General features: G+C 70.5%; 17 protein-coding genes and 1 pseudogene. 11 read left to right on the top strand and 7 right to left on the bottom strand.

From position 1 onward, the window contains the following. Nucleotides 1-1091, bottom strand: a 1091-nt coding sequence (locus tag ABIA35_RS32065; protein ID WP_370360384.1) for a GAF domain-containing protein, incomplete at its 3' end; no start/stop codon positions are given. Between the two features lie 292 nt (nt 1092-1383). Continuing rightward, nucleotides 1384-1959, bottom strand: coding sequence for a hypothetical protein (locus ABIA35_RS32060; RefSeq protein WP_370345323.1), 576 nt, complete (start codon nt 1957-1959; stop codon nt 1384-1386). Between the two features lie 225 nt (nt 1960-2184). On the opposite strand from ABIA35_RS32060, the gene ABIA35_RS32055 reads away from it, so the two are divergent. From ABIA35_RS32055 to ABIA35_RS32040, 4 genes are read left to right on the top strand one after another with little or no spacing between them, the layout of a single operon-like run. After that, nucleotides 2185-3621, top strand: coding sequence for an MBL fold metallo-hydrolase RNA specificity domain-containing protein (locus ABIA35_RS32055; protein WP_370360383.1), 1437 nt, complete (start codon nt 2185-2187; stop codon nt 3619-3621). Beyond that, the gene (locus tag ABIA35_RS32050; RefSeq protein ID WP_370360382.1) at nt 3618-6011 is read left to right on the top strand and encodes a phosphoketolase; all 2394 of its coding nucleotides are present in this window, start codon (nt 3618-3620) and stop codon (nt 6009-6011) included. Before ABIA35_RS32055 ends, ABIA35_RS32050 begins: the two co-directional genes overlap by 4 nt. Continuing rightward, nucleotides 5993-8713, top strand: coding sequence for a GNAT family N-acetyltransferase (locus ABIA35_RS32045; protein ID WP_370360380.1), 2721 nt, complete (start codon nt 5993-5995; stop codon nt 8711-8713). Before ABIA35_RS32050 ends, ABIA35_RS32045 begins: the two co-directional genes overlap by 19 nt. Before the next feature lie 22 nt (nt 8714-8735). Beyond that, the gene (locus ABIA35_RS32040) at nt 8736-9626 is read left to right on the top strand and encodes a universal stress protein (RefSeq protein ID WP_370360379.1); all 891 of its coding nucleotides are present in this window, start codon (nt 8736-8738) and stop codon (nt 9624-9626) included. Between the two features lie 193 nt (nt 9627-9819). On the opposite strand, the gene ABIA35_RS32035 is transcribed toward ABIA35_RS32040, so the two are convergent. Then, entirely contained in the window at nt 9820-10413 is a 594-nt protein-coding gene (locus ABIA35_RS32035) for a snapalysin family zinc-dependent metalloprotease (protein ID WP_370360378.1), read from the bottom strand. A gap of 286 nt (nt 10414-10699) precedes the next feature. Here ABIA35_RS32035 and ABIA35_RS32030 point away from each other — a divergent pair, with 286 nt between their 5' ends. Beyond that, on the top strand, nt 10700-11290 hold the full coding sequence (locus ABIA35_RS32030; RefSeq protein ID WP_370360377.1) for a TetR/AcrR family transcriptional regulator: 591 nt from the start codon (nt 10700-10702) through the stop codon (nt 11288-11290). A 236-nt stretch (nt 11291-11526) separates the two neighbouring features. Next, on the top strand, nt 11527-12555 hold the full coding sequence (locus ABIA35_RS32025; protein ID WP_370360375.1) for a LacI family DNA-binding transcriptional regulator: 1029 nt from the start codon (nt 11527-11529) through the stop codon (nt 12553-12555). A 64-nt stretch (nt 12556-12619) separates the two neighbouring features. Here ABIA35_RS32025 and ABIA35_RS32020 read toward each other — a convergent pair whose 3' ends face one another. Both ABIA35_RS32020 and ABIA35_RS32015 read right to left on the bottom strand, forming a co-directional pair. Next, complete coding sequence (locus ABIA35_RS32020; RefSeq protein ID WP_370360374.1) at nt 12620-14074, bottom strand: hypothetical protein; 1455 nt, start codon at nt 14072-14074, stop codon at nt 12620-12622. A 310-nt stretch (nt 14075-14384) separates the two neighbouring features. Further along, the gene (locus tag ABIA35_RS32015) at nt 14385-15740 is read right to left on the bottom strand and encodes a hypothetical protein (RefSeq protein ID WP_370347693.1); all 1356 of its coding nucleotides are present in this window, start codon (nt 15738-15740) and stop codon (nt 14385-14387) included. 197 nt (nt 15741-15937) lie between these two features. On the opposite strand from ABIA35_RS32015, the pseudogene ABIA35_RS32010 reads away from it, so the two are divergent. Beyond that, nucleotides 15938-16894, top strand: a pseudogene (locus ABIA35_RS32010) (endo-beta-N-acetylglucosaminidase H); the annotation flags it as partial. A 700-nt stretch (nt 16895-17594) separates the two neighbouring features. On the opposite strand, the gene ABIA35_RS32005 reads toward ABIA35_RS32010, so the two are convergent. After that, complete coding sequence (locus ABIA35_RS32005; RefSeq protein WP_370360373.1) at nt 17595-18815, bottom strand: branched-chain amino acid ABC transporter substrate-binding protein; 1221 nt, start codon at nt 18813-18815, stop codon at nt 17595-17597. A gap of 290 nt (nt 18816-19105) precedes the next feature. On the opposite strand from ABIA35_RS32005, the gene ABIA35_RS32000 reads away from it, so the two are divergent. Continuing rightward, nucleotides 19106-19606: a hypothetical protein gene (locus ABIA35_RS32000; protein WP_370347507.1), complete on the top strand. Its 501-nt coding sequence runs from the start codon at nt 19106-19108 to the stop codon at nt 19604-19606. Nucleotides 19607-19678: 72 nt separating this feature from the next. Here ABIA35_RS32000 and ABIA35_RS31995 read toward each other — a convergent pair whose 3' ends face one another. Next, complete coding sequence (locus ABIA35_RS31995; protein ID WP_370360372.1) at nt 19679-20635, bottom strand: alpha/beta hydrolase; 957 nt, start codon at nt 20633-20635, stop codon at nt 19679-19681. Nucleotides 20636-20706: 71 nt separating this feature from the next. Between ABIA35_RS31995 and ABIA35_RS31990 the strand changes: the two genes are divergently transcribed. From ABIA35_RS31990 to ABIA35_RS31980, 3 genes are all read left to right on the top strand, one after another. Continuing rightward, nucleotides 20707-21693, top strand: a complete 987-nt coding sequence (locus ABIA35_RS31990; RefSeq protein ID WP_370360371.1) for an Lrp/AsnC family transcriptional regulator — start codon at nt 20707-20709, stop codon at nt 21691-21693. 83 nt (nt 21694-21776) lie between these two features. Beyond that, a complete protein-coding gene (locus ABIA35_RS31985; RefSeq protein ID WP_370360370.1) occupies nt 21777-22472 on the top strand; it encodes an FhaA domain-containing protein in 696 nt (231 codons plus the stop codon). A 1095-nt stretch (nt 22473-23567) separates the two neighbouring features. Beyond that, nucleotides 23568-24842: an ATP-binding protein gene (locus ABIA35_RS31980; RefSeq protein WP_370360369.1), complete on the top strand. Its 1275-nt coding sequence runs from the start codon at nt 23568-23570 to the stop codon at nt 24840-24842. The last annotated feature ends 29 nt before the right edge of the window (nt 24843-24871 follow it).

The following is a 24871-nucleotide window of genomic DNA, read 5'->3' as shown; positions in this document are numbered from 1 at the left end:
ACCACACCGGCGTCGAACGGCAGCGACCCGAACCGCTTGGCCGCGACCAGGACGCCGCGGACCTTGCCGGCCGTGCCCAGCGGTGCGATGTAGGCGGGCCCCAGACCCAGTTCCTTCCACAGCGGCCGGTCATCCCACTCCCCCGCCGCGACCGCCTGCCCGGAGGCTTCGGTGAACACCCGGCCGATGTCGGAGTCGGCGATGGAAGCCGAGGAGCCACGAGCCTGTTCCTCTCCCGTCCCGGCGGCCACTTGGACGGTCAAACGCTCGCCCGCGGAATCTGGGAGCGACACCATCACCAACTCCGCGCCGGCCATGTCCCGCACCCGTTCGACCAGCACGGCCAGGACGTCGCGGCTGTCGGCGCCGGAGAGCAGGCCGCGGGTCAGCTCGGCGGTGGCCTCCATGCGCCGCTGGCGCCGCTGGGCCTGGTCGTACAGGCGGGCGTTGTCGATGGCGACACCGGCAGCCGCCGCCAGGGTGGTCAGCAGCGTCTCGTCGTCGGCGTCGAACTGGGATCCGCCGCGCTTCTCGGTCAGGTACAGGTTGCCGTAGACCTTGTCCCGGACCCGGATCGGAACGCCGAGGAAGGTCCGCATCGGCGGATGGTTGTCGGGAAACCCGAACGAGGACTCGTGAGCCGCGATATCCGGCAGCCGCAACGGCAGCGGATGCCGGATCAGCTGGCCGAGCAGCCCCATCCCGGTGGGATAGGGCCCGATCGCGTCGATCTCCTGCTGGCTCAACCCGACGGTGACGAACCGCTCCAGGCGCTCCCCGCCGCTGTCGATGACGCCCAGGGCCCCGTACTGGGCCTCCACCAACTCGGCCGCGGTGCCGATGATGGTGGACAGCACCTGGTCCAGCTCCAGCCCGCCGGAGACCGCCAGCACGCCCTGCAAGAGCTGCTGGACCCGGTCGCGGGTGGCGCGGATCTGGGTCACGCGGGAGATCAGCTCGTCCAGCAAGTCGTCGAACCGCAGCTGCGGCAGCACAGAGCTCTTGGCTTCCGGCGGCTCCCGATCGGCCATGCCCGGACCGTCCTTCCCGACGGTGCGCGAGCCGATAGCCCGCATCGGCTTGCTTGTCATGGCCAGATTAGTGCGGCGACAGCCGATGGGAAACAGAGGCTCTCGGCTGTGGAACAGAGTCCACGGGACCACTTCATCAGGGTCGTCACCGAGAGCGTCACCGGCCGTCGCATTCCGCACGGCGCCGACGGAGCCGGAAAGGACTGACCTTCGCCGGCATGAAGCCGGCGATGCACCGCCGGGCCGGTATCGACGACATCGAACACAGCAACAGCGCGGCGGCCCACGGAACCACGACAACGCCGCGGGACCCCGTCCTCACGGGGTCCCGCGGCGTCACGAGCGGCATCGGCTACATCAGCGGCTGCCCCGGGCTCGGGTTCTCGGCCAGCGCGGCGATGGTGTCCGGGACGTGGACGCGGAGCTTGCGGCGGGAGACCTCGGTCAGGCCGGTGACGGCCAGGGTGGCCGCGCCGATCCCCAGGAACGCCAGCCCCAGGCCGGTGACCAGGTAGGTGACCTCCCAGGCCTGGTAGGCCCCCATCAGCGAACCGCGCAGCGACTCGCCCATGAAGGCGGTCTGCTTCTCCCCTGCCAGCTTGGTGTCGTTCGGGGCGGCCATGGCCGCGGCGGAGACCTGCGAGTAGGTCTTGCCGCCGGTGGCTTCCTTGATGTGCGTCTCGATCATGTCGGCGTAGGCCTTCGCCTGACCGCCGGTGGTGACCTGCTGTCCGGCGTAGGCGGCCTGGGCGGCCGGCAGACCCGACGATCCCTTGGCCGGGAAGCTGATCAGCTGCTCGGAGAGCTGGCTGCGGACCTCGTGCTGCCCGTGCACGCCTTCGTAGATCATGACCGGGCCGGCGGCGATCAACGCCACACCGGTCAGGGACGCGATGCCGGTGGCCAGGGCGCGGGGGGTGATGTTCATGGTGTCCTCCGATTGGACGTTCGCCGGGTTTCTTCGATGTCTGGTTGCGGTGCCACCCACAGAGTCCTGCGACCGGGCCGCCGCCGAACCGGCCATGCGACGCCATTTCCACCGGGCCGAAAGTCCCGTTCGAACCGGGCCGTGCGCCGCTGCCGGGCCGGAACGGCCCGGACGATGCTGGCGGTGTGGCCGCGGACCGGCCATCTCGGCAGGCGAGGAGGAGCCATGAGCGCACCACAGGCCGCAGCCCGGTTTTCCGGAAACACATCGCTGACCTTCCTGGGCGGCGCCGGCACCGTGACCGGAAGCAAGTACCTCGTCCGCACGCCGCGGGCCTCTGTGCTCGTGGACTGCGGGCTGTTCCAGGGGCTGGGCAAGCTGCGGCGCCGGAACTGGGAGCCGCTGCCCGTGGCCGCCGAGAGCATCGACGCGGTGGTCGTGACCCACGCGCACCTGGACCACTGCGGCTACCTGCCCCGGCTGGTCAAGGACGGCTTCACCGGCAAGGTGTACGCCACGCCGGAGACGGTCCGGCTGGCCGGGATCGTGCTCCGGGACTCCGCGCACCTGCTGGAGGAGGAAGCCGAGCACGCCAACCAGCACGGCTGGAGCAAACACGCCCCGGCGCTGCCGCTGTACGACACCAAGGACGTCGAACGCTGCCTGGAGTACTTCGCCGAGCTCGACTTCGACACCACGGCCCGCATCGCCGACGGCGTCCAGGCCCGGCTGCGCAACGCCGGCCACATCCTCGGCTCGGCCTGGGCCGAGCTGACCCTGGAGGGGCCGGACGGCGCGTCGCAGCCCTCGACGATCGTCTTCTCCGGCGACCTGGGGCGCCCGCGCCATCCGCTGCTGCGGCCGCCGGCCCCGTTCGAGGGCGCCGACACCCTGGTGCTGGAGTCGACCTACGGCGACCGCCGTCACGACGACGCCGGTTCTGCGGCGCGGTTCGAGGACGCCGTCGACTCCACCCTCAAGCACGGCGGAACGGTCCTCATCCCGGCCTTCGCCGTGGACCGCACCGAGATGATCCTTCACGAGCTGGCCGGCCTGGCCCAGCGCGGCGTGCTGCGCGACGTCCCGATCCACATCGACAGCCCCATGGCCCTGGCCGCGCTCGGCGTCTACGCCCAGGCTCTGAAGGACCACCGTCCCCAGTTCCTGCCAACTGCCACCGAGAACGGCCTGGCCGAGCTGAATCCGCCGCATCTGCGGCTGGCCCGGACCCAGGAGGAGTCCCGGCGCATCGACCGCCACAACGGCCCGCAGATCGTCATCTCGGCCTCGGGCATGGCCACCGGCGGCCGGATCCTGCACCACCTGGAGACGATGCTGCCGAACCCGCGGAACACCGTGCTGATAGTCGGCTTCGCCGCCGCCGGCACCCGGGCCCGCGATCTGGCCGAAGGCGCCACGGCCCTGAAGATGTACGGCCGTTATGTCCCGGTCCGCGCGCGGATCGTGCAGCTGTCCGGCCTGTCGGCGCACGCCGACTACCCCGAAGTCCTGGACTGGCTCGGCACCGCGCCGGCCCCGAACACCACCTACCTGGTTCACGGCGAGCCGACGGCCGCCGAGTTCCTGCGCGAGCGCATCACCGAACGCCTGCGGTGGACGGCCGTCGTCCCCCGCCCGGGAGAAAAGGTCCTGTTGCCATGACCATCCACGCCCCCATCCACGCCCCCTGGAGCGGGGGCGCCGATCTCGGCGCCGTCGACCGCTACTGGCGTGCCGCCAACTACCTGGCCGCCGGCCAGATCTACCTGCGCAGCAACGCCCTGCTGCACCGCGAGCTGACCCCGCAGGACATCAAGGCCCGGTTGCTGGGCCACTGGGGCACCAGCCCCGGCCTGAACTTCGTCCACGCGCATCTCAACCGCCTGATCACGCAGAACGGCCTGGACCTGATCACCGTCCTGGGCCCCGGCCACGGCGGTCCGGCAGCCCTGGCCTGCTCCTGGCTGGACGGCACCTACACCGACCACTACCCGGACGTGACCCGCGACGAGACCGGCATGACCAAGCTGTTCGCCGCGTTCTCCGCCCCCGGCGGCGTCCCCAGCCACATCGCCGCCAACGTCCCCGGCTCGATCCACGAGGGCGGCGAGCTCGGATACAGCCTGGCCCACGCCTTCGGTGCGGCCTTCGACAACCCGGACCTGATCGTGGCCTGCGTCGTCGGCGACGGCGAGGCCGAGACCGGCCCGCTGGCCGCCTCCTGGCAGAGCATCAGGTTCCTGAACCCGGCCCGCGACGGCGCGGTCCTGCCGATCCTGCACCTGAACGGCTACAAAATCGCCAACCCGACCGTCCTGGACCGGATCCCGCGCGAACAGCTCGACGGACTGCTGGCCGCCCACGGCTGGGACCCCCGCTGGGTGTTCGGCGACGACCCGCACACGATGCACCACAAGATGGCCGAGGCTCTTGATTCCGCGCTGGCCTCCATCCGCCTCATCCAGAGCACCAAACGCAACCCGAAGGCCGCCCACGAGGGCGTCCCGCCCTGGCCGGTCATCATCCTGCGCACGCCCAAGGGCTGGACCGGCCCGCGCACCGTGGACGGCGTGCAGGTCGAGGGCACCTTCCGCTCGCACCAGGTACCGCTGGCCGAAGTCCGGGAGAACCCGAAGCACCGGCACATGCTGGTCGACTGGATGAAGTCCTACCGGCCCGACGAACTGTTCGACCACTTCGGCCGCCCCAAGCCCGACGTCCTGGCCTGCGTCCCGGACGGCGAGGCACGTATCGGCGCCAACCGCCACGCCAACGGCGGCATCCTGACCCGCTCGCTGGACCTGCCGCAGACCGCGCCCTACGCGGCGCTGGTCGCCAAGCCCGGCGAGACGCTGCACGAGCCGACCCGCGTGCTCGGCACCTGGCTGCGGGATGTCATCGCCGCCGACGCATCTCACGGGACGTTCCGCCTGTTCGGGCCGGACGAGACCGCCTCCAACCATCTCGACCCGGTCTTCGAGGTCACCAACCGAACCTGGATGCTGCCCGCCAAACCCGGCGACGACCACCTGGCCCCCGACGGCCGGGTCATGGAAGTGCTGTCCGAGCACCTGTGCCAGGGCTGGCTGGAGGGCTACCTGCTCACCGGCCGGCACGGACTGTTCTCCTGCTACGAGGCCTTCATCCACATCATCGACTCGATGCTGAACCAGCACGTCAAGTGGCTCAAGACCGCGCGGGCCCTGCCCTGGCGCGCGCCGGTGCCGTCGCTGAACTATCTGCTCACCTCGCACGTGTGGCGCCAGGACCACAACGGCTTCTCCCATCAGGATCCCGGGTTCCTGGATCACGTCGCGAACAAGACCTCTGATGTGGTGCGGCTGTACCTGCCCCCGGATGCCAACACCCTGCTGTCGGTCGCAGAGCACTGCCTTCGCAGCCGGGACCTGGTCAACGTCATCGTGGCCGGGAAGAACCCGAGCCCGGACTGGCTGACACCGGAGGAGGCGGAACTGCACTGCGCCCGAGGTCTGGGCATCTGGGAGTGGGCCGGGACCGAGGACGACCTGGCCACCGAACCGGACGTGGTGCTGGCCTGCGCCGGCGACGTGCCGACGCTGGAGGTCCTGGCCGCCTCGCAACTGCTGCGCGAGCACCTGCCCGGACTGCGGATCCGCGTGGTCAACGTCGTGGACCTGATGCGCCTGCAGCCTGAATCCGAGCACCCGCACGGACTGCCCGACGCCCAATTCGACGCGATCTTCACCGTCGACAAGCCGATCATCTTCGCCTTTCACGGCTACCCCTCGCTGATCCACCGCCTGGCCTACCGCCGCCGCGGCCACGCGAACCTGCACGTCCGCGGCTACAAAGAGCAGGGCACCACCACCACGCCCTTCGACATGCTGGTCCGCAACGACATGGACCGCTTCCAACTGGTCTGCGACGTCATCGACCGGGTGCCGCACCTGGCGCCCAAGGCCGCCGCGATCCGGCAGGCGATGACCGACGCCCGGGCCCGGCACCGGAGCTGGATCGTCGAGCACGGCGAGGACATGCCGGAGATCCGCGCATGGAAGTGGACGCCATGACCGGGACGGTACCCACGGCCCAGCCGCCCGCCCTGGCAGAGGAGGCCGTCCACGCGTTGCTCACCGACGGCACCACGGTGTCGCTGCGTCCTACGACGCCGAAGGATCTCGACGGCTTGAACGCGATGTTCGCCGCGCTGTCCCCGCAGAGCCTGCGCATGCGGTTCTTCGCCTCCGGCGCCGCCGCCGGACGCAGCGCCGCGCAGCGGCTGTGCGAGCCGCATCCGGACCGGATCGCGCTGGTGGTGGTGGCGCACCACGGCCAGGACGAGGAGATCATCGGCGAGGGCGAGGCCTGGCGGCTGCGCCCGGACGCCGACGCCGCCGAGGTCGGCTTCACCGTCGCCGAGGGCCACCGCGGCCTGGGCATCAGCACCCTGCTGCTGGAACACCTCGCCGGCGCCGCGCGCGCCGCCGGGATCCGGACCTTCGTGGCCGAGACGTTGTCGGAGAACCTGGCAATGAAGCGGGTCATCGCCTCGGCCGGACTGCACCACAGCGCGGCGTACGAGCACGGCGGCACCGTCTTCCACGAGATCGATCTCACCGAGGACGACGCGTATCTGGAGGTCGTCGCCGATCGCGAGTTCGCGGCCAGCGCCGCGTCGCTGGAACCGCTGTTCCGGCCGCGCGCGGTGGCCGTGGTCGGTGTCGGACGCAACCCGGGCGGAGTCGGGCGCGCGATCCTGGAGCACCTGCTGGCCGCCGAATTCGACCGGCCGCTGTTCGCGGTGAACCCGCACGCCGACCAGATCGCCGGCGTGCCCTGCGCACGCTCGATCGACCTGCTCCCGGACCGGATCGACCTGGCGATCCTGGCCGTTCCGGCGGACGGCCTGGTCGAGGCGGCGATCGCGTGCGGCCGCCACGGGATCAGGGCCCTGACCGCGGTCACCTCCTCGGTGCCGGCCTCGGTGCGCACCACGCTGAAGGCGGTCTGCCGCCGCTACGGCATGCGGCTGGTGGGCCCGAACGGCCTGGGCATCGCCTCCTTCGGCACGGACATCTCGATGGACGCCACCTTCGGGCCGCATACCCCGCTGGGCGGCACGGCCGGCATCGGGGTGCAGTCCGGCGGCGTGGGCATCGCGATCCTGGATCACCTGTCCCGGTTGGGAATCGGCGCCGGCTCCTTCGCCTCGCTCGGCGACAAGGCCGACGTCTCCGGCAACGACCTGCTCGCCTGGTGGTCGGCCGACCCGGCCACCGAGTTGGTGCTGCTGCACCTGGAGTCGTTCGGCAACCCCCGCAAGTTCGCCCGCTACGCCCGCCGCGTGGCACGGTCCAAGCCGGTGCTGGCCGTCGCGGCCGGACGCTCCGCGGCCGGTTCCCGAGCCGCGGCGTCCCATACCGCCGCGGCCGTCACCCCCGGCGTCACGCGCGAGGCGCTGTACCGGCAGGCCGGTGTGGTCGCGACGCGCTCGGTCGCCGAGCTGATCGAGGCCGCCGCGTTGCTGCGGACCGGCCGGCTGCCGACCGGACGGCGGGTCGCGGTGGTGTCCAACGCCGGCGGCACCGGGGTACTGGCAGCGGACTCCGGTGCCGAGGCCGGGCTCACCGTCCCGGAGTTCAGTGCCGCCTTGCGCGAGCGTCTCAGTGCCCTGCTCGGTCCGGCCGCGTCCTGCGCGAACCCGGTCGATGCCGGGGCCGGGGCGGACGCCGCCGCGCTGCGCGGCGCGGTGGAGACCGTGGCCGTCTCCGGCGAGGTCGACGCCGTGCTCCTGCTGCTGGTGCCGACGGCACTGGCAGAACTGCCCCCGACACTCGCGGTCGAGGCCCGGACTGGTCCGCTGCCCGTGGTCGCGGTCCTGGTGGACCAAGCCGCCGGGGTCGAGACCGTGATGGGCGCCGACGGACGGTTCATGCCGTGCTACGGCGACGCCGAGACCGCTGTCCGGGCCCTGAGCCACGCGTGCGACTACGCGGAATGGCTGCGCCGACCGGGTGGTGAGGCTCCGCGGCTGCCGGATGTCCGGTCGCAGGACGCCGCACGTCTGATCTCGCTGTTCCTGGCCGCGCATCCCGAAGGCGGCTGGCTGCCGCCGGACCGGGCCGCCGATCTGCTGGCCTGCTACGGGATCCGCTGCGCGCGCCTGGTGCTGGCCACCGACGAACAGACCGCTCTCACCGCGGCGGACGTGTGGGACGGCCCGGTCGCGCTGAAGGCGTACTGGCCCGAGCTGGTCCACAAGAGCGACGTCGGCGGCGTGCTGCTGGGCCTGTCCGGTCCCGACGAGGTCCGTGCCGGCTGGCGCCGGCTGCACGACAAGTTCGGCGACCGCCTCGCCGGGGTGGTGGTGCAGGAGATGGCGCCCGACGGTGTGGAGCTGCTGGCCGGCGTCGACAGCGACGCGGTCTTCGGCCCGCTGGTGGCCTTCGGCATCGGCGGCACCGTCACCGACCTGGCCGCCGACCGCGCCTACCGGCTGGCCCCGCTGACCGGCGCGGACGCCGACGAGCTCGTGCACGCCACGCGGGCCGCGCGCATGCTGGCCGGCTATCGCGGGCGGCCCGGCGGCGACATCGGCCAGGTCCGCGACGTGCTGTCCCGGCTGGCGCTGCTGGCGGCCGAGCAGACCTGCGTCGCCGAGGCCGAGATCAACCCCCTGATCGCCACCCCGGACGGCGTCACAGCGGCGGACTTCCGCATCCGGGTGGAGCCCCGTACCCCCACCGACCCCTACCTGCGCCGCCTTCGCTGACCGTACAAGAACAGGAGACATCATGAAGCACACCATCATCGTCGGCTACGACCAGAGCCCGTCCGGCGACCGCGCCCTGGCCCAGGCCGGACGCGAAGCCGCCTGGCGCGACGCGGCGGTCACCGTGGTCACCGGCTACCACGCGGTCGCCGTCGTGTCGCCGATGGGCTACATGCCGGTGGACTACCAGAGCACGGTCAAGGACATCGCCGGCAAGATCGCCGGCGACGGCGTGCAGTGGCTGCGGAACCGCTACCCCGGGATGCCGGTGGACTCGGCGGTCATCGCCGGCCCCACCGCCGACGCCTTGGCCGAGGCGTCCCGGGACGCGGATCTGCTGGTGCTCGGCAACCGAGGCCGCGGCGGCTTCTCCGGCCTGCTGCTCGGCTCGGTGTCGATGCGCACGCTGACGCTGGCCTCGTGCCCGACGATGATCGTGCGCGGCAAGCCCCGGGAACCGGCCGACTCGATCGTGCTGGCGCTCGACATCGAGGACGCCGCCGACGAGGTCGTGGAGTTCGCCTTCGCCCAGGCCGCGCTGCGCGGTGCCCGGCTGCGAGCGGTCAACGTCTGGGACCTGGACTGGGACGGCTCCGCCGATCAGGACTCCACCGATCAGGACTCCGCCGACGACCTCGACACCGCCAAGGCCCAGGCCGTCACCGACATCCGCAAGACGATGGAGACCCGGCTGAACCCCTGGCAGACGAAGTACCCCGCCGTCCGCCTCGCCGTCGAGGTCGCGGACGGCACCCCGAGCGCGGTGCTGACCGACCTCACCGAGGACGCCGACCTGATCGTCGTCGGCGCCCACCGCCGCGGCGACGGCCACCTCGGCATGCGGCCCGGGCCGATCGCGCACACCTTGCTGCACCACGCCGATTGCCCGGTGGCGGTCGTCCCGCGGGGATGAAGCGCCGCCGACGGCAGAACGAAGTCCCCGGACCCCTGGCCGGCCGGACAGGAGTCTGGAAGTCGGAGGAAGTCCGCATCCGACCCCTGAAGGTTCCAGTCATGAAGGCGCCCCCTCCCATGAGGTGGCACCGTCATCACCGATGCTTCCGGCCCTGGTGTGCCGCGTCGTGCGGCAGGTGGAGGATGCGGCGTCAGCGGTGGACGAGGGCGGAGGGCGTGGTGGGGACGTCACGGTAGACGCGCACCAGCGGGTATGGGCTGAAGCCGCCGGAGAAGATCGACTCCACGGCTGCGATCTCCGATGCGTCCGGGTGGTCGTTCGTGCACGCGGTGCCGGCGCTGTGGCCGGACATCAGGGCTGCGCAGTCGCCGTTGTAGTTGTCGGGGAGGCCGAGTATGTGGCCGAGTTCGTGTGCGGTGATGCGCGGTGGGGAGTAGCCCTCGGACACCGCCTCCTGGCCGAGGTCCACGGTGCCTGTGCCGGGGCGGCTCGTCGTGGTCTGCGGCCAGCCGCTGGTGGCGACCAGGTGCACGGTCGCCGGGTGCGCACTGGTGGCCTTGACGAACTTGACGTCGTTGACGCTGCTGTTCCACACCGCCGTGGCGGTGGCCACGTCCGTCGTCCACGTGCCGGCACGGCTGTCCTCGTAGTACACGGTGCGCACTGAGGCGTGCGGCGTCGAGGAGGGCTGGGACGACGCGGCCATGCTGACGGGAGCTACCGCCAGTGGGAGGAGTACGCACGCACCGAGGGTGAACGCGCGCGCAGTGGGTCTGGTACGCATCTGCGGTCCTTTGCGGAGAAGGAGTAGGGCGAACCGGCCGCAGGAGTGATGAACCCAGTAGCCGGCCGCTGGCGGGACGAACGTCCGGTGGCGCCGCTGACCGTCAATCCGCTATCAGGGTTCGAGCATATTCGCGGCTCGTCCCGGCCACAAGGAATGTTGCAACTTTGTCCGAAAGCTGACATGGCACCTTTGGTCCGATTGCGTCCGGCACTCCGCTGACCCGCCGCCCGTCGCCGGCGAGGCGCTGTCTACAGCAGTAGACAGCGCGTCGTATGCTCGCCCCATGAGTGCCGAGGAGTCCGCGACGCCTGCCCATCGACGTGATGCCGTTGCCACGCGGGAGGCGATCCTTGCGGCCGCCGTGGCGGAGTTCACCGAGAACGGGTACGCCCGGGCGGGTGTCCGGCAGATCGCCGAACGGGCCGGTGTGACGGCCATGATGATCAACCGTTATTTCGGTTCGAAGCAGGGTTTGTTCGCCGAGGCGGTGGATCGTTCCTTCGCCCCCGCGACGGTTGTGGGGACCGAACGGCGGGGGCTGACACAGACGATGGCGCGCTCTCTGGCTGAGAGTACGGCGCCCGGTGCCGAGCGGCTCGATCCGTTCCTGCTGATGCTGCGTTGCGCGTCGGATCCGGCGGCTGTGGACATCGTGCGGCAGGGGATCGAGGCGCACGTGGGGTCGCGGCTGGCCGGGCTGATCGGTGGCGACGAGGCGGATGTCCGCGCGCAGCTGGGGCTGGCGCTGGCTGCCGGGACTTGGCTGTTGCGGGCGGTCATCGGCACCGAGGCGCTGGCCGGCGCCGATGACGACCGGCTGGCGGAGCTGTTGGCGAGCATGCTCGAACCGATCACGAGCGGCGACTCGCGGTAAGGGAACAGCTCGGCGCACCGGGGAAAGCGGCGGGCGTCCGACGGCCCGCGCGCGAACAGCGCGCGCCGTCAGGCTGCCGGCGTGCTCAGAAGGCGGAGCGGATGAGTCCGCCGTCGACGCGGATCGTGGCGCCGCTGACGTACTGCGCCGGGGCCGAACCCGCGGCGTAGAATCGCCTCCAAATGGGAGCGCAGAACCCGTACAAGGCTGCCGGAATCCGCACCCGACGAGCGACCATGAACGACGTCGCGGCGCAGGCCAACGTGAGCTTGAAGACCGTCTCCCGGGTCGTCAACGGCGACGCCGGAGTCGTGGAGGAGACCCGGCTGCGCGTCCTGGACGCGATCGCCCGGCTGGGGTTCCGGCGCAACGACTCGGCGCGGCAGCTGCGGACCGGTCGGACCGCGGAGATCGGGCTGCTCGTCGAGGATGTCGCAGACCCGTTCTATTCGACGGTCACGCGTGCCGTGGAACAGGTCGCCGCGGGCCACGACTGTCTGCTGTTCACCAGCTCGTGCGACGACGACCCCGTCCATGAGCGGAAGCTGGCCCTGACCCTGTGCTCGCGGCGGGTGGACGGTCTGCTGATCGTGACCGCCGCCCCGGACCACGCCTACCTCGCCTCCGAACTGGCCGCCGGGCTGCCGGTGGTGTTCGTCGACCGGCCGCCGGTGAACCTCGACGCCGACGCCGTCCTGGCGGACAACGTGGGCGGCGCGCGAAGCGGTATCAGGCATCTGATTGCGGGCGGCCACCGGCGCATCGGCTTCCTCGGCGACGACCCGGACGTCTTCACCGCGCAGCAGCGGCTGCTCGGATATCGCCAGGAGATGGCCGCGCACGGCCTGCCCGTCGACGAGTCCTGGATCGCGGCCGGCGAACCGGCGCCCGGCCGGCTGCGGCACAACGTGGAACGGCTGCGGGTGGAGCTGGACCGGCTGCTCGGCGGTCCGGCGGGGGTCACGGCCTTGTTCACCGGGAACAACCGGATCACCACGCAGGTGCTGCGCGAGTTCGGGCGCCGGGAGGACAGCGACCGCGGCGCCCCGCACCGGCCGGCGCTGGTGGGCTTCGACGACTTCGAATTCGCCGACCTGGTCACGCCGGGCGTCACCGTGGTCGCGCAGGATCCGGCGGGCCTGGGCCGGACCGCGGCGACGCTCTTGTTCGAACGCCTCGCCGGCCTCGCCGGGCCCGCCCGGCGAGTGGTCCTTCCCACTCGGCTCGTCGTGCGCGGGTCCGGCGAACAGCCGCCGCCGGACTGAGCCCGGCGGCGGCCGGTCGATCAGGAGACGATCAGAAGGCAATCAGGAGGCGATCAGGAGGCCATCAAGAGGCGATGACATCCACGTAGTCGAGTTTGTCGTTGCTCGAGCCCGCGGCATTGGTGATCGTCAACCGGCCGTCGGAGACGGTCACCAGACTGGTCCCCTCGATCCAGTGGTTGGCGGCGGTCGGCGTTCCCGACACGGTGAGCACGCCTTCGACGGAGATCTTGTAGACGCTGTCGATGTTGTCCGGGTCGCCGCTGACGACGTGGACCGTGTACCGGCCGTTGGGCACCGCCAGCTCCCAGACTGTGGCGCTTCCGGTGCGCTCCATGTGGATCAGCGTGTCATAACGCTGATCCGGAGAGGTCGCAGAGTCGCGGTCGCGGGTGTTGACGGCGTTGTCGATGTTCCAGCCGTAGGTCAGGCCGCCGGAGCGCGCACCGTAGACGGCGCCGGTGTCGGCCGCGTACCCGGTCGGGACCGGCGCCCCGGCCGGTTCGAAGTTGACGGTCGCGGCGAAGGCCGGGGTGAGCAGATACGCGCGCTTGTGGCCGTTGTGGAGGCCGACGCCGACGATCTGGCCGCGGTCGTTGACGCCGGTGGCCCCCTGAAGGGTCCAGCCGGAGCCGGCCGGGATCAGGGTGTCCAACGCGGTCAGCGCGCCGCCGGGCTGGCGGAGCCAGGCCTCCGGCGCCGCGCAGGGCTGGCATTCCGGATCGGCGGTGCCGACGATCTGACCGGCGGCGTTGATCGCGGTGGCCTGGTTGTACTGGATGCCGTCGATGGTGCCGAGGTCGGTCAGGGTGTTGTTCTGCCAGAGCGCGGCGTCCAGGCCGCCGAGCGTGCCGGTCCGGCCGACGGTGCCGACGATCGTGCCGGAGACGTTGATGGCGTTGGCCGATCCGCCCTGACCGCCGGGCAGCACCGGCAGCATGGTCAGGGTCCCGTTCTGCCACACGAACGCCGGGCCGCCGACGACTTGGCCCCGTGCGTTGATGCCGGTGGCCGCGCCGAGGGTCTGGGTCGGCGTGCTCAGCTCAGTGGGGTTGCCGGCCGTGTCGTACAGAATCGCCTCCGGACTGCCCTCGGAGTCGGCCGGACGCTGACCGCCGGCAACGCGGCCGGAGGGGTCGATGGCGTTGCCGACGCCCAGCCGGTTGGTGACCGGACCGCCAAGATCCTGAAGGACGCCGGCGGCGCTCCAGCGAACCGGATACGCGTAGCCGCCGTCGGAGCGTGTCGCTTCACCGGCGACCTGACCGGCGTCGTTGACGGCGTTCGCCACACTGTCGCCGCCCCCGGCCTCGACACCCAGGTCGGACATGGTCCCGGCGGACCAGCGGAAGCCGTGCTGACTGCCGGAGGCCAGATCGCTGTAGCCGACGACGACCCCGGCGTTGTTGATCCCGTTGGCAACACTGAGGTCGCCACCCAGCGTCCCGAGATCGGTGACGGTGTAGAGCGGCGCGGCGGCCGCGCCGGCCGGCGCCGCGAAGGGGATGGGGACAGCCAACGCGACACAGAGGGCTGCGACACGGGCGGCGCGCACTGCCGTACGCCTGCCGGACGAATGCATGAGGAACCTCTCGCTCGGGCGATGGGACGGTCCTGATCACTCGGAGCAAGCGCTCCGACGAAGTGCGCCGCCGGCGACGGGGATGCGTCGTCGGCGCGGTCCGCCGAGGCCCGCATCCCTCTGCGCCGAACGCTACGACAACGTTGTCATGAACGCCAGAGCGAACGGTATCGCAGGGTACGAATTCACGAATTCGTCGCCCGGCGAGCACGACCGGCGACCGGCGAGCACGACCGGCGAACCTCGTCTAGTGCGCAGCCTTCGGCTTGCGCTGGATGCGGTAGTGCAGGACGAGGAACGGCAGACCGAACACCCAGAAAGCGTGTTCGGCGCGCAGTTCCCCGTCTTCCACATAGACGTCCAACTGCTCGGCGAAGCCCTGCACCACGGCGCTGGTCAGCTCGCGCGACTCCGAGTCGATGTAGGTCAGGTAGTGGCCGGGTTGGTCCAGGTCGCTGCGGCTGGTCAGGATCAGGCCGCCGTCCGGGCGGGCTTTCGGCAGCAGGGTCGCGGTGAAACTGGCCTGCGGCAACGGGAATCCGACGCTGACGTACCCGCGCCCGGCGTTCCGGTAGGTGGTGTAGATGCCCATGTAGATCGGCTCGTCGTTGTCCGCGAAAGAGCGGATCCAGCCGCGGACCGCCACGGTGTCGTCCTCCGGGCGCACGATCGTGTCGATCCGGCTGCGGATCCCGCGCAGCGTCTCGCGCTGGTTCATCGGGACGTTCGCCTGGCCGAGGGGGCGGGCCAGCAGGGTGCGGTAGAGCAGGTAGCCCGGTCGGACCCAGGTGCGCCACTCCGGGACGATGTCCAAGGTGAATCGGGTGGTGTGCTCGTAGAACTCGCGGACCAGCGGATCGGCCTTCGACGGGTCGAAGTCCGGGCCCTCCAGGTCGTCGAGGGACGCGACGATGCCGACGTCCTGCGTCTCCGGCACGTAGGTGCCGCCGAGGACCTTCGCGAGATCGCGCACGTATCCGGTGCCGACGTACCGGGTGCGCGCCTCCAGAGGCACGACGAAGGGCAGGTCGCGCTCGGTGACGCGCTCCGCCAAAAGGCTGACCTGGGGGTCGGGGAACACCAGCGCCGACACCGCGCGGAAGCCCACCACGGTCGCCGCGGCCACCACCGCCGGGGCCCCGAGTCCGGGCCGGGTGGCCAGGCCGCGGCCGATCGCGGCGCCCAGCACCGGTCCGAGCGCGACCTTCTGCGGGCGCAGGCCCAGGCCTCCGGCGACGGCCCCCGCGGCGGTGCCGACCACCACCGGTCCGGCGCCCGTCGCCCGGCCGGCGGCCCAGCCGACCGGGGCCGCGATCGCGCCGCTGGCGGCGACGCGCGCCCACCAGGCCGGGATCTGTCCGGGCCGCTGGCGGGCCCGGGAAACCGCCTCGACCGTCCCCAGGCCGACCGCCCCGGCCAGGGCGCCCAGCGCGGCCCCGCGCCTGCCGCGGTGGCCGCCCAGGGCCGCGCCGGCGAGGGCGCCGAGGACGCCCGCGGTGACGATCTGCTGGCTGCGTGAGGGGGCGGACGGACCGGACGGACCGGCCGGCTTACCGCCGCCGGGCGGGCGCGGGGCGTCGAGCGGGTACTCGGGTGTCGTCACGGGGGCACGCTACCCGAACACGGCGCACTGCACCTCGCCGTCCTGGGCCGTGATCGACGCGGATTTCCGGCCGGATCAGGCTCTTGACCCGGCACTCCGCCGGGTGGATAGTGCCCTTGCTTGAGCGCTTTATCTCTCTCGGCGGCACCACCCGGCACTCGCACAGGTATCAGCAGACTGGATCAAAGGAGATGGTCATGAACGACAGTCCGAACAGTTCGTCGACGCGGATCACCCGCCGCCGCCTGTTGCGCGACGCCGGCCTGGCCGTCGCCGTCCTCGGGACGTCCTCGGCCGTGGTCCGCGCCCAGGCGGGCACCCCGGCCGCCGCCGCTGCGGCCGCCGCAGTACCGGCCGCCACGAAGTCCGGTCCGATCTCGACCGCCTACGTCGAGGTCAACACCAACAGCATCACCAGCGTCGGCAACTACACCCTGGCCTCGAACGGGGCCAACGTGTTCGACATCGCCATCATCTTCGCCGCGAACATCAACTACGACGGCACCAAAGCCACCCTGTACTTCAACCCGCAGGTGCAGGCGGTCCTGGACAACGCCGCGACCGAGATCGCACCGCTGCAGGCCAAGGGAATCAAGGTCCTGCTGTCCATCCTGGGGAACCACCAGGGCGCCGGCTTCGCCAACTTCCCCGACCAGGCCAGCGCGGCCGCGTTCGCCACGCTGTTGTCCAACGCCGTGACCACCTACGGCCTGGACGGCATCGACTTCGACGACGAGTACGCCGACTACGGCACGAACGGCACCGGTCAGCCGAACGCGTGGTCGTTCCCCTACCTGGTCCAGGCATTGCGCAACGACATGCCGAACAAGATCATCTCGCTGTACTACATCGGGCCGTCCTCGACGAGCCTGTCCTACGGCGGGATCAACGTCGGCAGCCTGATCAACTACAGCTGGAACCCGTACTACGGCACCTGGGGCGTGCCGGGGGTGCCCGGCCTGACGAAGGCGCAGCTCGCCCCGGCGGCGATAGACATCCAGAACACCTCGTCGTCGACCGCGACCACCCTGGCGCAGCAGACCGTGAGCAACGGCTACGGCGTCTTCAACACCTACAACCTGCCCGACACGGACGCCAGCGCGTACATCTCGTCCTTCACCCAGGCGCTGTACGGCAGCAACGCCCTCTACAAGAACAGCGGCTCGGGCGGCGGCGGCACGGCGACGTACAACAACACGGGCATCGCCAGCGACGGCTCGTCCGGCCCGAACTTCGACGGCGTCGGCTGGGCCTACTCGGCCCAGGCCCTGGCCACCGCCGGCATCAGCCCGGGCTCGCCCATCACCGCGTCGGGGAAGACCTTCACCTGGCCGAACGTGGCCGCCGGGGCGCCGGACAACTACCAGGCCGCGGGTCAGACGGTCGCGATATCGGGAGCGGGCACCTCCGGCAGCATCGCCTTCCTGGGCGCCGCCACCAACGGCCCCTCCACCGGGACCGCGAAAGTGAACTTCACCGACGGCACGAGCCAGAACGTGACGCTGTCGTTCTCGGACTGGACGCTCAACGGCGGGAGCGCCTCGGTCCAGTCGGGCAACACGGTCGCTGTCAGCACCGCATACCGCGACACCACTTCCGGCGGCCGCGACGGCGTCGCCACCAAGGTGTTCGCCACCAGCGCCATCTCCCTGACCGCGGGGAAGACGGTCGCCAGCGTCACGTTGCCGAGCAGTGCCAACCAGGGCGCGTTGCACGTGTTCGGAATCGCCGCATAAGCCTTCGGCAGATCAGGACCGTAGACGGACAAGGGCTCGCTAGACATATAAGGGCTCGTTGAGGCCGGCTTCCGACGGGGAGTCGGCCTCAACGGAATTCCTCGGCCAACCGCGCTGCTCAGCCGCCGATCAGTTTGGAAATATCACCGATCAGGTCGATCGCGCCGTTCTTGACCCGGTAGACGTAGATCGACGTGCCCGAGACCTCGCCGTTGGCAGTGAACTTGATCTCCTTGGACAGACCCTGGTAGTCCACCTTGCCCATGGCCTCGGCCACGGCCTGGCGGGTCGGGCTGGCGGTGTTCAGGCTCTTCAGAACGCTGATGATGGTGTTCGCCGAGTCGTAGCCCTCGATGGAGTAGGTGCCCGGCTCGGCGTTGGCCAGCTTCTTGTAGTCCGCGGTGAAGGCCGCGTACTTCGGGTCGGTGGCGGGGTCGAAGCAGGGGCAGGTGAGCTGCCAGCCCTCGGCCGCGTCCCGGCCGGCGGTGGCGATGAAGTTCGGGTCCTTCGATCCGTCGCCGGCGAGCATCTTGCCGTTGTAGCTCACAGCCTTCAGCGCTTTGGCGAACACTCCGGCGTCGGCGTAATAGCCCGCGTAGTACATCGCCTGGGCTCCGGAGCCGGCGATCTTGGAGGCCAACGGCGAGTAGTCCTGGGTGCCGGCCGCCGCGCTGTCGGTCTCGACCGTGACATCGTCCTTCTTCAGCTCGGCGACGGTCGCCTGCGACAGGCCCTGGCCGTACTGGGACTTGTCGTCGACCACGTAGACGTTGGTCACTTTGAGCACCTTGGCCATGTAGTCGGCGGCCGCCGGGCCCTGCACATTGTCGTTGGCCACGACGCGGTAGAAGGTCTTGAAGCCGGAACTGGTCAGCGACGGACGCGTCGCCACGCTCACGGCCGCCAGGTCCGCACTGGAGTACAGCGCGCCGGCGGCGGCGGTCGGGCCGGAGAAGGCCGGGCCCACCACGCCGACCACCTTCGGGTCCTGAATCAGCAGCTGCGCCGCCGAGGCGCCCTTGGACTGGTCGCCCTGGTCGTCGGCTTCCTTGATGGCCAGGTTGAACGGCAGGTCGCCCTTGGTGTTCTCCTGCTGGACGGCCAGCTTGGCGCCCCAGTCGATGTTCAGGCCCAGAGCCTGGTTGGCCCCGGACAGCGGGCCCTGCACGCCGATCTCCACCGTGGGCTTGGTGTGATTGGAACCGGTCGAGCCGGCGTTCCCGGTGGAAGCCGAGGAACCGCCGCCCCCGGACTTCGACGAGCTGCCGGCACAAGCCGAAAGCGCGAGCATGACGGCGACGACGACTGCGCCGGCCCGCACTCGGTTGATGGTCCGCACGTCCCAGATCCTCCCTGTCGTCGGACGAGCCCCGGCGCCGATAACACACGGTGCTCATCCGCGTTCACGCGATCACCTCTTGGGTGAGGGGAAGGCTAATGCTCAGGACCGGACATGGGGAGCCCCCCGGACCCAGCGGGGAGACTCAGCGCCAACAATCCGGCGATGCTACGCCAATGACGTGCCCCCACACCCCCTGAAACCCTGACCAGCAGGAACAGCGACAACGTCCTCGGCAGCCGCACACCGGCCCGGGGACGTCCTCGCATCAGAACGTGAAGGGGAAAACCATGCGCACTCGACGAATGCTCGCCACCGCCACGGCCGGGCTCGCCGCGGCCACGCTCCTCGCCGTCGGCATTCCGACGACCGCATCCGCAGCAGCGCCGGCCGTCACGCCGGCGAGCGGATATGGCGCACTCATCACGTGGCAGAGCGGTCTCGGCGGCTACCTCTGGGCGCAGTCCGGCGGCGGCTCGCTCAACGTGAACGGCCAGCCCTTCCAGTGGTACGACAACGAGAACAGCGACGGCACCTGGAACGAGGTGGACGTCTACGGACACTGCCTGGCGGCCTACGGCCGCAGTGTCGTCACCGAGAACTGCAACCCGACGCCGAACCACACCAGCACGGCCGAGCGCTGGCACGAGGAGTCCCAGGGATCGGGCAACGGCTGGAAGCTCGTGAGCGTCGCGAACGGCTACTACCTGGACTGGACCGGCAACGGCACCTGGGGATCCGTGTACGCGCACGCCGGGGACGCGAACAACGCGAACGAGCGCTGGTACTAAGCGAGAACCCGCATAGCGTCGCAACTGTCTGAGTCGGTTCGGACTGGACCGGTGTCCGTATTCTCGGCGCGGTCATCGCGACCCTGTAACGGCTTCCGGAACCAGGTGTTTCTGTAGGAAGGAGATCTGCGCCTCGGCAGCTCTGTCGTGCCCGTCCAGGAAGGGCTGGTAGTGGCCGCCGGGGAGGCGGATCAGCTCACCACGTGGTGCCCGGACAGCGGCGGCGATGGCCGGGCCGGGCAGGGCCGACTGATCCTGGTCGCAGGCCACGACCAGCAGCGGCACCTGGATCCGGGACGCGTCCCGGCCGGGCCGGTAGAAGCCGAGACGCAGCGCGAAGTCAGCGGCGGCGTCCTGGCGCCAGTCCGGGTATCGGTTGCCGTGGTTCAGCGCGCGCTCGGTCTGCTGAGCATCCGGCGTGGTGAGGAACGCGACCGTGCCAGGTCTGCCGTTGAGCGGCGCGAGGCGGGGCGGAAGGCCCACCCGCCTGCCCACGACGTCCAGGAGCGCACGGCCGGTGAGGCGCAGCATCGCGAGCGGCTTCTGGTGGCGTGAGGCGTTGCGGACGATCGCCAGGCAGTCGGCGTTGGGGGTCTGCGCGATCGCCGCGCCCAGCTGCGGGTTGCGGGCCGCGATGCGGAGTACGTGGCCGCCGGACAGCGAGAATCCCCAGACCGCCAGGCGGGCGGGGTCGACGCGGGGCAGGGTCGCGGCGTAGGCGATCGCGGCCTGGTAGTCGTCGAGTTCCTGCCGGATGCGCACGACCTGCCGCGGCCGGCCCCCGCTTTCGCCGAGGCGCCGGAAGTCGAAGGCCAGGACGTGGAATCCGGCGGCCTGGAACCTCGCGGCGAACAGGTCGGTGCCGGGTTCCTTGGTCACCCCGAAGCCGCCGGCCATGATGACGCAGGCGCTGTTGGTGCCCGGGTAGTACCAGGCGGCCAGGTCGATGCCGTCGCTGTCGAACGTGGCCTTCTCTCGGTTCGCTGTGAAGTCGGTGCTGCTGTTCGTGCTCGTTGTAAGGCCAGGCATGGGATACATCCTCACCGCGGAGGTCCGGGCCACCGGGCCTTGCGCAGCCGCGATGGGCGAAACTCATCTCCATGGCACGCGCGACGGCGAATTCTGTTCTGTCCCCGCAGGATCAGCGGCTGATCGCCGTCCTGCAGTACGACGCCCGCCTCAGCGCCGAGAAAGCCGCCGCGGTCCTGAGCCTGAGCCCGAACACCGTGCGCCGCCGCTGGCAGGCGATGACGGCGGACGGCACGTTGCGTGTGGTGATCTCACCGATCGCACGCCCGCGCGAGGGCGGCCTCACCGGTGCGCAGCTGCTGCACATCCGGGTGCGCCGGGACAAGCTCGACGCCGTGGCCCGCTCGCTGATGGCCCGCGAGGACGTCCCCTTCGTCGACATCACGACGTCCGGTGACGAGATCGAGGCCATCGCCGCGACCGAGCCCGGCTCGCGCGACCCCCTGGTCTTCCAGCTTCTCCCGGCCACGCCGGCGGTCATATCGGTGGAGGCGGCCACCGTCCTGCGCGTCCTGCGCGTCACGTCGGAATGGCGCCACAAGGTCCTCGACGCCGAGGAAATCAGCACGCTGACCCAGGGCATCGGAAGCGGAACGGGCACCGCCGCCACGAATGGTTCCTACGGAGTCGAGACCGACGCCCACGAACGAGCGATCATCGATGCGCTCATCTCCGACGCCCGGCTCCCCGCGGCGACGGTCGCCGCACGCACCGGACTCCCGGAGTCGACAGTCCGCCGCCGCATCAGCCGATTGGTCCAGGAGGGCCGCCTCATCACCCAGGTGCTGGTGAACCCGCGACGCCTCGGCCTGAACCTCGACGCCCGGCTCAGACTCCGGGTCCGCCCCGACCACCTGGACCGGGCCGGCCGCGCCCTGGCCGCACACCCCGTCGTCCACGGCGCGTTCGCCACGTCCGGGCCGAGCAACCTCAGCCTCCACGTGTGGCTCAGCGACCCCGCCGCCCTCTACGACTTCCTCGCCCGCGACCTCACCGGTTTGGGGATTGAAGCAGCGGACACCACCATCATCAGCCACTGGGCCAAACGCCCTTGGTAGTCGGCCGTCGTTTCGTTGGTCCGCAAGGCGCCGCTCCACGCGTATGGTGTGTACGCGGGAGGACGCGGGAGGATGGTGCCGGAATGGGAATGCTCGACCGTGTCGAACGGCGACTGGACAACTTGATCAGCGGGGGCTTCGCACGTGCCTTCAAGGCCGAGCTGGTGCCCGCCGAGATCGCCGCTGAGCTGCGACGGGAGTGCGACGACACGGTCGTGGCCCGCGGGCAGGGACGCTCGGTGGCGGCCAACGACTACGTCGTGCAGATGGCCCCCGAGGACTTCACCCGGCTCGCGCCCTACGCGGCGGAGCTGGCGGCGCAACTGAACGACGCCGTCCGCGCACACGTGCACGAGCAGCGCTACCTCCTGGTCGGCCCGCTCGCGGTGCGCCTGGAGTCCGCCGAGGACCTGGCCGTCGGAGTATGCCGCGTCCGAAGCGTCGCGCTGCCGGCCAGCCAGCCCCCCGCCCCGGCTCCGGCTCCGAGTCCGAGCCCGCGGCAGGTGTCGGCGCCTTGGCTGGAGATGAACGGGGCCCGGATCGCGCTGTCCACGCGCATGACCATCATCGGGCGCAGTCCGGAGGCGGATGTCCGGATGCATGACCCGGGCGTCTCCTCACGGCATGCCGCCATCCGTCTTGGCAGCACGGCGACCATTGAAGACCTCGGCTCCACGAATGGAACCTTTGTGGACGGCCGGCGTGTCCGCACGGCCGATCTGCGTGACGGTTCGGTGATCATTCTCGGGGGCGTTCGGGTGACGTTCCACAACGTCTGAGTGTCGGTCCACTCCACCGGGCACGGAGAAATGGGCGCGCCTGGCATATGTGTGGGTGGGTGTGGCTGGTTGCGGTTTGTTCGTGGGTTGACAGGCTCAGGCGTTTCTTGACGGCTTCGCGCATGGTTTGCGGGATCCGTTCCGTTGGTGGCGCGGGTCGGGGGTGGCGCTGGTTTCGCGGGGCGGTGGTGGTGTGGGTAGGTGGGCGGGTCTACTGCGACAGTCAAGGGCGAGGGCAACTGCGAAGAGCCAGGTCAAGAACTAAAGGGCGCCTCCGGCGGCGCCTGCGCGGCGAGCGGCCTCGGCTCTGAGGGATCAACAGACCCCGCGTGGGTGGCGGTCTGAGCGTTGGTCGCCTCCGTCCCGGCCTGCGGGAAGGATCCCCGCGCCTCACGCACACACCGCCCGGCCGCCGCTGTGCCTCGCCGAGTGGACCTCGTCCACACCACACGTGGGGTTTGTCCCGGATGCCCCGTCGCGTCGGCGGGCGTAGCCAAGCAGGCCGGGCCGGTGGTGTCAAGTCGCTGATACTGGAGCACAGCAGCGTGTGATCCGACTTGATACCACCGGACCGGTCTGCTTCCTTTTGGCGACGATGCGACGGGGAATCCGGGACAGAGGCGACCACAAGCAGCGGCCGCCGCCGGGCAGCGCGGCCCCCACTCCCCGGAGCGAGGCCGCACGCCGCGAAGGCGCCGCCGGAGGCGCCTGTAGCCTTTGACCTTGCCCTTGACTGTCGCTCTTGCTCTTGACTGTGGCCTTAGACCCGACCACCTACCCACACCACCGCCGCCCCACGAAACCAGCGCCACCCCCGACCCGCGCCACCAACGAATCCCGTAAACCATGCGCGAAGCCGTCAAGAAACGCCTGCAAGCCCCACCCCAGCCGCACCCGCACCCGCACCCGCACCCGCACCCGCATAAGAAGCTGCCCCACACAGAGGCCAAGCGCGCCGGTACGAAAAATGCAGCCATACATTTTGTTGTCGTTGCGGTACGCCGCCTGCCACTCCGTCTAGTTCCGCCGCTCTCGTGACGTCCTCTACGTTCTGCGCACAGAGACCATGAGTGCGTGGGCGGGAGTCCGATATCCGTGAACTGGCTGATCCGTGAATACCGCGAGGAAGACCTCGCGGCGGTCGTGCATCTGATGGACACCACTGCGCCGTTGGGTCAGGAGTCTGTGTTCTCGCTCGGCGAGTGTATCAATGCCCTGACCACTCGGCAGCCTGCCGCGGTCGTCACGCAGGGCGGGGTGATGATCGGCGCCGCTCTTGCGACAGTCACCGGGGACCGGGCTTGGATCATGCGGATCGCCATTGAGCCGGCGTGGCGGGGGCGGGGGTTGGCCAGCGGGTTGTTGTTCGAGCTGGAGCGGCGGTTGGTGGAGAGTCGTGTCCGGCGGATCGCGTACATCCTGCCTGAGGAGGAGTTGCTCGGTGACGGGCTCCGTAATGCCGGGTACGAGCGGCGCTCCGCGGTGGCCTACTTCGAGCGGGTCGAGCCGGTCGCTGTGGCCGGCGCCGATGCGCTGGAGCGGTTGGGTGGGCGCACGTTGGCCGGTGATCTGTGGACCAGGCTGGCGGGGATGGCTGCGGAGCGGAGTCTGATCGAGCGCTGTGTGGTGCTGCCGCTGGCCGAGCCTGAGCTCGCGGCCAGGCACGGGGTGGCGGCGCCGCGGGCGATCGCGTTGTTCGGGCCGCCCGGGACCGGGAAGACGACGTTCGCGCGGGCCATCGCCTCGCGTTTGGGGTGGCCGTTCGTCGAACTGCTGCCCTCTCGGCTGGCCGACGGGGGGAACCTGGCGGCGGCGCTGCGTGAGGCGTTCGCGTTGCTCGCGGAGTTGGAGCAGGTCGTGGTCTTCATCGACGAGGTCGAGGAGATCGCCGCGGTGCGGGACGGGGTGCCGTCCTCCGGGGTGCACGGGGTCACCAACGAGCTGCTCAAACTGATTCCGGCCTTCCGGGAGCACTCCGGTCGGCTGCTGGTGTGCGCGACCAATTCGGTGCGGGCTCTGGACCCGGCGTTCCTGCGTCCGGGGCGGTTCGACTACGTCATCCCGATCGGCCCGCCGGACGCGGCGGCCCGCGAGGCGATGTGGGCGCACCACGCCGACTCCTCGCAGCACGCCGTCGACCTGCACGCGCTGGTCGCGGCCAGCGACGGCTTCAGTCCCGCCGACATCGGCCACGCCGCGCGGATCGCCGCGCAGTCCGCGTTCGAACGGGCGGTGTTCGTGCACGACGACGGCCTGCCCGGTGCCTCCACAAAGGACTACCTCACAGCTCTCGGCCAGTGCCGTCCGACGGCGACGCCGGAACTGCTGAAGGCGTTCAGCGAGGACATCACCAGCCACGCGCGGTTGTGACTTTGATTCGCGGCAAGCGTTGAATGAAC

This window comes from Catenulispora sp. MAP12-49, assembly GCF_041262705.1.
In the GTDB taxonomy this organism is placed as follows: Bacteria; Actinomycetota; Actinomycetes; order Streptomycetales; family Catenulisporaceae; genus Catenulispora.
This window is presented reverse-complemented; position numbering and strand designations above follow the sequence as displayed.